This is a genomic window from Aliidiomarina sp., from assembly GCF_047920995.1.
GTDB lineage: Bacteria > Pseudomonadota > Gammaproteobacteria > Enterobacterales > Alteromonadaceae > Aliidiomarina.
On the sequence record NZ_JBLRWZ010000057.1, the window covers coordinates 1 to 5,878 of the forward strand.

Annotated in this window: 5 protein-coding genes; all 5 read right to left on the reverse strand. The window is 48.4% G+C overall.

Going from position 1 to position 5,878, the window contains the following annotated elements:
- A partial coding sequence (locus tag ACNA7P_RS10790; RefSeq protein WP_416258636.1) for a hypothetical protein occupies nt 1–328 on the reverse strand: 328 nt, incomplete at its 3' end.
- Nucleotides 329–428: 100 nt separating this feature from the next.
- Nucleotides 429–1,004 (reverse strand): hypothetical protein, encoded by a 576-nt coding sequence (locus ACNA7P_RS10795; RefSeq protein WP_416258637.1) that lies wholly within the window; start codon nt 1,002–1,004, stop codon nt 429–431.
- A gap of 41 nt (nt 1,005–1,045) precedes the next feature.
- Nucleotides 1,046–4,126: an OmpA family protein gene (locus ACNA7P_RS10800; RefSeq protein WP_416258638.1), complete on the reverse strand. Its 3,081-nt coding sequence runs from the start codon at nt 4,124–4,126 to the stop codon at nt 1,046–1,048.
- Nucleotides 4,127–4,174: 48 nt separating this feature from the next.
- Entirely contained in the window at nt 4,175–4,915 is a 741-nt protein-coding gene (locus tag ACNA7P_RS10805) for a hypothetical protein (protein ID WP_416258639.1), read from the reverse strand.
- A 64-nt stretch (nt 4,916–4,979) separates the two neighbouring features.
- The gene (locus ACNA7P_RS10810; protein WP_416258640.1) at nt 4,980–5,651 is read right to left on the reverse strand and encodes a hypothetical protein; all 672 of its coding nucleotides are present in this window, start codon (nt 5,649–5,651) and stop codon (nt 4,980–4,982) included.
- Between the last annotated feature and the right edge of the window lie 227 nt (nt 5,652–5,878).

Sequence of the window (5,878 nt, forward strand, 5' to 3'; positions counted from 1 at the left end):
GGGCGATCTGGTCTTGCCCAGGATTAATGAATGAGATCCTTGCCTCTTCAGCGTTGGTATCGCGATTGTTGCCAATGGACATTTGCACCGTAGTGTTGCCGCTACTACCAATACCCCGATCTCCACGCGCTATCTGGTACACCCCAAAGTTCATATCACTGCACTCAAGCTGCATTACAGGCTCTAAACCAGCATACACAGAAATATCGGCGGTTGCCTCTTCGGCAGCGGCACTCGTTAAAACTGCCGCAGCAGCAACGATCGTTGCCAGCATAATGCTGGCCAGTGATGGCTGAAATCCAGTTGTTAATCGCGTTGCTGTTTTCATTCTGTTACCTCTCTGCCGCACAATGCGCAGGAAATGTTAATCATATAATAGTTCATTTATCGAATAGTTGCCTACGGCGCCACCCATGTAATACAGCGTTTTATCGATGCTCAATCCCCAAACAACGCAACTGCACCGAAGTGGTAATTTGCTGTGGGCCATTCTTCATGCTCACATGGGCTTCCAGCCCCAGCAGTAACTCTACTTCTGAATATTCCGCATCCTCGGCTACCGGCAATACCACCACATACTCATTGTTCATAACGTGCTCCACCACCGTGTTACCACGGCCAAATACCTGCAATGAACGCACGGTAAATATCTCTGCCATCGCCGCCGCCTGTTGCGGTTCATTTTGCATACGCCACGGCAATAATGCTAAATCAATGTGCACCCGTTGCTGCTGAGGGCCACGTATCCGTATCACGCCATTCGATGGCGGAAATGCGGGATTTTTACTCACATTCGCCGAGGAATATAGCTCGCCACTACCATCTAAATAAATCCAACCATTATCGCCGCTGCGCAACCGCAACGAACCCAGCTGCAGAGGATGCACCACCGTGCTACTTACCCCAGGGCACAGCGCATGCTGAATGCTAACGGTGGATGCGGTGGTTTGTGCACCTAGCGCTTGGCCACACAGCACTATTAGCAAAAGAAGCAAAACAAGCATTGCCAGCATTCTTGCAAAAACGTGCATACCGCACCCAAACATTATTGTTTTTCATCTTGTTCAGCACTGCCGGGGCGCTGAAGTTGCTCACTGTTAAGTAAAGCTTGTTGCCGCTGCGCAGCTTCAAAGCTATAAATACTTTCTACACTTACTACAACACGGCGGTTTAATGCATCTGTATGCTCGGAACGCGCTTCGCTCAATGGCGCCGCCTTACCGAAATATTCAATTTCAACGCGGCTACTACTCACTCCATAACCGCGAACTAATATATCGCGCACCGCCTCTGCCCTGCGCCGCGATAAATCAATATTGTATTCATCTGCGCCACTTAAATCGGTATGCCCCTGCACAATCGCCAACACACCATCGTAACGCGCCAAATAATCGGCAATTAACGCCAACTGCGCTTGATACTCGGCAATTACCTCGGCGCTATCGAAGGCAAACAACACGGTAAGTGTTGGCGGCTCTTCGCGCGGTTCAATTACCGTAAGCTCTTCTATTGGCGCTACTGCGAAGCGCAAATCTATATCACCTACTTCATACGCACCTGGCGGAATTGCAAAGGCTACTGCATCGGTATGCATTGGTTCGCGCAATTGCGGCTGCTCTGGCTGCATGCGCACAAACCAATCACCAGGATAAGCACTATCAAATTCATAAAAACCATCATCCATCGTAAGGGTTTCAGCGTGTACACGCCCAACGCTATCGAGAAGCTCAACAAACATGCGCCGCAATGGCGCGCGGCGGCCCTCACCGAAATCAATATACGCCGTACCACTTACTAAACTTGATTCCACCAATTCCACCGGCAAGCGAATCGATTGCCCAGGCCGTGGCCAAATTTCCACTTTCGGGATCAAAGGCACAAAAAATGGATCTGGCAAAGAGCTTTTATTTACTGATAATCTCGCCGGGTGCAAGGTATCTAGCTCATCCACTACCAAAAACCCATCGCCATCAGAAACGTTTTGGTGGTTGCGCTGGTTTACCAGCATTTGTAAACCCGGCAATGGTGTTGCCGCTTCATCACCAAATCGCTCGGTAGCAGTTACCAACGCCATTCCTCGCTCTAAATTCAACGTAGGCTGCAAGCGCATTCCATACCCCGGCACATAGCCAAAACTGGTGGCAATACTTAACCCTACACTCCAGTTTCCTTGGCCATAGCCAGCGCTTACACCCACATTAAAGGTTTCAAACAAGTGCGCATAAGACAAAAAATAAGATGTATTACCGCCGCGGCTAAAGCTGATACCGGCAGTGGCCGTTTGTAAATCGTTTATTCGATAGGTACCCGAAACGCGTGCGTTACGAAATTGCGTGCGCGGCTGTAAGCCATAATTCACTTCCCCACGCACTGAGAGCAAATTACGGCTATAACTGCTAAGTAGGCGGTAATCACCCATGCGCAAAGCGCCCGAGCCGCCACCACTATAATTCGCTATGAAATTCGCTGTGTGGCTGAATTGCAAACCAAATACCCGATGGCCGTAACCCAGTTGATTCCGCACCTGTTTACCACCGGTTGTGTAATGTGTTTCATCGTGTGATACAGCAATGCGCTGATTTTTTAAGCCCAAAAACTGTAATGGAATCGCCGATCGCAGCGAATAACGCTCCTGCACCCGGTTCATGGTATCGCCTTGCAAAACACCAAAACGGCGATCGTAATACTCATAACCAACGCCTACCGAAAGTGGCCCTAGTGGCATAGACGAGCGCACTGAATACGCATGCCTACCATTATCTTGCACGCTATAGGTTAAATTTACCGCTCTATCGCCCAACATAGGTGATACGGTAACACCGAAAAAATCACCCGTATGGGTGCGCTGCTCAGCATCTACTTCCGCCACATGCGCATAGGTTATTCCCGCCGATAAATTTTTCGTAACACCCACTTCGCCGCGAAAACTACCTACATAGGCATCCGGTTTCGCGCGCTGTACATCCGAAAAATCAAACAATTGCCGCTGTGGTTTTGCTGCATGCGCCTGCCAATGCACCTCACCTACAGCTAATCTGCTACCAACTCGCTGCGAATGATCAATTATTTCAATATCGCCGGTTGGGCTGTATAATTTTACTGCAATGGCATTGGTACCAAAATCTAACGGTATGCCCACAAAGCGATACTGGCCATCATTGCCTACGCGTTGAAAATCAAATAACTGGCCAGCAACATACAGTTCTGCATCCCAACCTAACGGCGCTTCGCCCGTTACAGTGGTTTCATCAAAATTATCTGGCACTGTTAATGGCGTGCCACGCAATACCACACCTACACCACTGCCTGGGCCGCGCGCTAACGGCACACTGAAGCCATTTACATCACCCATATTCACTTCATATAAGCTACTCATACCAAATACGTTGCCACGCGGATCGCGCCGGCCAGAGGTTAGCCGAGCCGAGCTAATTCCTTCGGCAAAATCACCGCTAAGCGAAAAACGGTTGGTTAAATACAGCGCTTCCGAAACCCCTTGTACGCGCCAATTATCTGAACTAGCGCCACTTTTAGAATCACTATACCCAACCCCCACATTCACTTGTGGTGCACCGGTTGCTAAATAAGGCATTTCATATACCACTGGCGGTGGCCCATTCGGCGCTTGCACCCCTAACCTACGCCAGCGCATTTCCCGCGCTATGCGTAAATCAAGTGGCCATGGCCGAGTGGTTGTAACGCTCATCAACATACCTAATTCATTATAATCAATGGTTAAACCGAAGGTTTCTGCTAATATCTGCTTATCAATCAGCAAGGTATCAAACACTACATCTACCGTATCATCGGCAATCGGCTGCTCTACACCATTGGTGCGAATGCGCTTGTTTTCTGCATCTACCCACAACAGCGCACCAAGGCTTGGCACCCGAAACTCCCAAATCCATTCACCGCGGCGATACACTTCGGCCTCGCCCATCTGCACAATTTCCGCAAACGGCACCAACAACCGGCCATCATCACCAACCGCTATATCTACATAATCTTCAGAAGAGCGGCCATTAAAGGTTAACGCGGCAATAGTGGAGTACCAAGTTGTGGGCACCTGCTCTTGCACAGTTTCTGTGCGCGCATGCACACTTGGTGCGCCTACAACTAGCGCCACCCATATGCTACTAACAACGCACCAGAAACTAACATTCTTCACTGCGCATTATTCACTGCACACTTCAGTAGTAGGAGTACCTTGGCCTGGCCAATGGTCCCAAATTTGCAAACAATAAATGCCATTCTCAATCATGTTCTGCTCACCACGTGGCATGCGCACATTCGAACGCTCAGTGCTTTGGCGCAAATGTAAACGGCCGCGGTTAATCAGAGTATTCGTAGTTTTCTCTACCACCTGCACAGTGCCTACAAAACTGTATTGTGGCTGTTGCTTCACTACCGGGAAATAGCCAATAAAATTCTCATCATCGGGCGTTTCTACCAAGGGTTGCGCATCTACCATGGGCGTTTCAATACCATGTCGGTAATACACCGTAACCGGCAGGGTAGGCACAATCGGCACTACTACCGCAATGCCAGGCTCAGGCTCTTCATTCTCATTGGTTTCTCGCGGTAACGGCGGTGGCGCCTGCACCGCAGCCGTAACACCCACGCGAATTAAATATTCACCCGGTGGCAAATCGCCCGGCGGCCGAGCGGAAACACGAAACGGCGCCGTTCGATTCGCCGGCGCTAACGCGCGTTGGGGCGCCCAGCGAATTAAGGTACTGCCATCTACTTCCGAATCGTTAACACCTATAACGCTCACTCGAAATTCAGTTGGATCGGAGGCCAAATTTACCAATTCAATGGTGCCAGAACGGCTGCGCTGCTCAAGCACGATAAGGTTATCGGAGAGCGCTACCGAAACACCCGATTGTTGTGCTTGAGTGGTAAACGTTAGCATCGCACACAACATTCCAATACAAACAGGTAAATGATTTAATCGCACCCTTCGTACTTTTCTTACTTCACTCATAAGGCTTCCGTTTAATTATTTTAAAATTGTAAATATCATCAAAGGTAATCGTAATTAAACCGGATTGGTAAGCACCATAGTTATCAGAAATCAGTTTCTCTGGAATCGTTAAAGTGCCGCCAATTCTAAAAGTTGCGCGGCCAGTACTGCTAATTAAAGGTGTAAGGGTTGAAAACTGCAAAACATATCTGAAGCCTTGCAGGTTAAAACCAGTAGGTGCATTAAGGCCAGTTGCAAATGGGTTGTTACTTGTTCCTGAAAGGAAACCCGCTATCGGGGAATGCGTAACTGTACCTCTTGTTACCAAGCCATCGCGATAAGCTAATGATCCAGTAGCAATGCATTCACCGAGGCTGCGGGCAGCATATCTTTTCGATAAAGATATATCGTTATCTGCAGTGCTTGTATCACCCACCGTTGCGGTAACGTTGGAGCTATTCGTTGGCATATTAATCTTTTTGTGGGTTGCCCGATCACCCGGCGGCACCCGCCAAGAACCAAAGTTAACGTTAGAGCACTCTAATGCGAATATTGGCGCCAAACCCGCATATACCTCTACATCATTAGTTGCGGTTTCCGCTGCTGCTTTGCCAGAAAAGCTCATCATTATTAAAACAACGGGAACGAGGGCTGCTAAGGCACTATTTTTTATGTTTGAAGCCATGGGTTCTCGCTTAATTTTGTTGCTTTAAGAATGATCACTTTACGTTTTTTTTGGGTAGTATCGACATAACCAATAGTTAGATGAAAAAATGGCGCCACCGGAGTGGCAGCCATATATCAGCGTTTCATCACTAATACAGAGTTAATAACAAAATATATTAAATATCTTCGTTAATGGTTACAGTGATGGAGCTACCCTTATATCCGCCGTAATTATTTTCAATAATG